The organism is Bathymodiolus platifrons methanotrophic gill symbiont (genome assembly GCF_002189065.1).
Classification (GTDB): Bacteria; Pseudomonadota; Gammaproteobacteria; order Methylococcales; family Methylomonadaceae; genus Methyloprofundus.
This window is the reverse complement of the sequence record NZ_BDMN01000078.1, coordinates 1-2,596: the sequence shown is the minus strand read 5'-3', so window position 1 is coordinate 2,596 and position 2,596 is coordinate 1. Positions and strand designations below refer to the sequence as shown.

The 2,596-nt window shown below is 42.3% G+C and carries 3 protein-coding genes; all 3 read right to left on the bottom strand.

Annotation, left to right across the window (positions count from 1 at the left end):
* Positions 1–116 (bottom strand): type II toxin-antitoxin system CcdA family antitoxin (locus CDZ78_RS05145; RefSeq protein WP_167374184.1); only part of this gene is annotated, 116 nt, incomplete at its 3' end.
* A 211-nt stretch (positions 117–327) separates the two neighbouring features.
* Positions 328–1,641 carry a 30S ribosomal protein S12 methylthiotransferase RimO gene (gene rimO / locus CDZ78_RS05140; protein WP_087869037.1) on the bottom strand — a complete coding sequence of 438 codons (1,314 nt, stop codon included), beginning with the start codon at positions 1,639–1,641 and terminating at the stop codon, positions 328–330.
* Between the two features lie 414 nt (positions 1,642–2,055).
* Positions 2,056–2,346, bottom strand: coding sequence for a plasmid stabilization protein (locus CDZ78_RS05135; RefSeq protein ID WP_087869036.1), 291 nt, complete (start codon positions 2,344–2,346; stop codon positions 2,056–2,058).
* Positions 2,347–2,596 lie beyond the last annotated feature (250 nt).

Here is a 2,596-nt window from a genome sequence, read left to right as displayed (position 1 = left end):
TTCTCTAAGGTTGCTGATAAATTAATGTTTAACTCTTTAGACTTCTTAAGAAGGTCACTATTTAAACTGAGGTTTGCTGCTTTTTTTGGGGCTGTGTAATCATATAAGTGTTGCATACTAATATTCTCTCAAATCACTTTAGCCTGATTATGCGCACCATGATGCGCAGTGTAAAGCTTTAATTTCAAATCAAAGGGGTGAATCAAATGGGTCAGAGTAATTGATTTACAGCCTAGTACTGCTCTAGCTTGGGGTTAACTGCCCTTAGCCAATAAAACGAGAATAAACAACTCCGACTCTTTCGTTTAGTTCTCTTTCAATCAGCCTTCAATCCAGCAAGCGGCCCCACATATCATGCTCATCTACTTCTTCTATTTCCACATTGACCAGATCGCCCACTTTTAAATGCGTCGCCCCATCGATATAAACCTGACCATCGATTTCAGGCGCATCCGCTTTGCTTCTAGCTACAGCGCCTTCCTCGACGACTTCATCAATAATAACTTGCTCGATTCTACCAACACGCAACTGTAATCTTGCCGCACTAATTTCTGCCTGATGTGCCATAAACCGGGCTAAGCGATCCTGCTTAATTTCCTCTGGGACAGAGTCAGGCAAATCATTCGCCACTGCGCCTTTTACTGGCGAATAGGCAAAACACCCAACACGATCTAGTTGTGCTTCTGTTAAAAAGTCCAGTAGCTCCTGAAATTCTGCTTCCGTTTCCCCTGGAAAACCAACGATAAAGGTACTGCGCAGAATTATATCGGTACACACAGCGCGCCATGCTTTTATCCGCGTGAGGTTATTTTCTGTTGCAGCTGGGCGTTTCATTAATTTTAGAATACGCGCATTAGCATGCTGAAAAGGAATATCCAGATAAGGTAATATCTTCCCAGCCGCCATTAAAGGCACTACTTCATCAACATGAGGATAAGGGTAAACATAATGCATACGCACCCATATGCCTAGTTCACCTAGCGCTGCTGCCAAATCATAGAAGCGTGTTCTAACTTCCTGACCCTGCCAATCATAGGCCTGGTATTTTAAATCGAGCCCATAAGCACTAGTATCTTGAGAGACGACTAATAATTCTTTAACCCCTGCATCGGCCAGCCGTTTCGCTTCTAATAACACCTCATTAACTGGGCGGCTCACTAAATCACCACGCATAGAAGGTATAATGCAGAAAGTACAACGATGATTGCAGCCTTCAGCTATTTTTAAATAGGCATAATGTTTGGGTGTTAGTTTAATCCCTTGCGGTGGCACTAAACTAGTATAGGGATCATGCAGAGGGGGCAAATGCTTATGCACAGCACTAACAACTTCTTCCAAAGCATGTGCTCCGGTAATTTCCAGCACTTGCGGGTGACGCTCTAGAATTTCATCAGCACGCGCGCCGAGACAACCTGTAACGATCACTTTGCCGTTTTCGGCAATAGCTTCACCAATGCTGTCGAGTGATTCTTCTACTGCAGCATCAATAAAACCACAGGTGTTAACCACCACCATATCGGCACCATCGTAATTGGGTGCAACCTCATAGCCTTCAGAACGCAATTTAGTCAAAATACGTTCGCTATCTACTAATGCTTTGGGGCAGCCCAGGCTTATAAATCCAATTTTGGGTGTTTTCATCGTTTTATTAATACTATTTTATTGTCATTATATTTATACCTCATGCCCACATTCAATGAACTGAAGCTGGTAAAATTCAAACCTTTTTTACCACGAAAAACACACAAAACACGAAAATAGTCATCAATCTTTTCTTATCGTGCCTTTCGTGCTCAGATTTATTCACAAAACCGTATAGCGGGGTATACTCACCCAACAGCCGACAAGTTTTTACGGTCATTAGTGTAATATTCAGATGCAACAAGTACTTTATAGCAGTCAACTACAGTTTTTAGCTTTGAACCTAGCCATCGAAATGCATAGCCAACGTAAAAATAACCAGCTTGTCTAGTTGATTTTTTAGTTATAAAATTTTCTGAGAAGACATCGTTCTTACCCTACTGTTTCCAGTTTTTCATTGCTCTATGTCTTCAGTCACTTTCTCTGCTTCCAATAGTCAGGGAAACGATGAAGATGCATTACAGCAACAATATAAATTCCATTATTTTCTTCTGAATACAGAACTCCAAATGGAAACCGTTTTACTAATGACCGCCGGATATCACCACCAATAACAGACCAAGCCTTTGGAAAAGATACAGATCGTTGAATTGTATCGTAAACCTCAATAGCAAAATCATAACCAAGCCCTGCCTCTATTTTTTCGTAATAATCAATCGCTTCGTTAAATTTTATTTCTGCCTCAGGATGAAATTCAAAACTCATCTTTCAAACGCTTAAAATCAGGGAAACGGAGCCTAAGCGGAGTGATGATTTTTAGTCCCTGGTAGGCGACAGGGCAATTCGCTGATCCGAAGTGCGCTAGTAGCGCGCGAGGGAGGCAAGAATTGCATTCCGAATAGCCGTCCAGCCATTTGAGGTAGTCTTAACGGAGCAGGGTTTTGTGCGTAGTTGAGACGGACGCAGGGCGACCAGGGCATCTCCCATTCGCTGCGTAGGCGAATGAATGTTGGTG

Coding starts and splice junctions, on each gene's coding strand:
- rimO (WP_087869037.1), bottom strand. CDS start 1,641: ATGAAAACACCCAAAATTGGATTTATAAGCCTGGGCTGCCCCAAAGCA.
- CDZ78_RS05135 (WP_087869036.1), bottom strand. CDS start 2,346: ATGAGTTTTGAATTTCATCCTGAGGCAGAAATAAAATTTAACGAAGCG.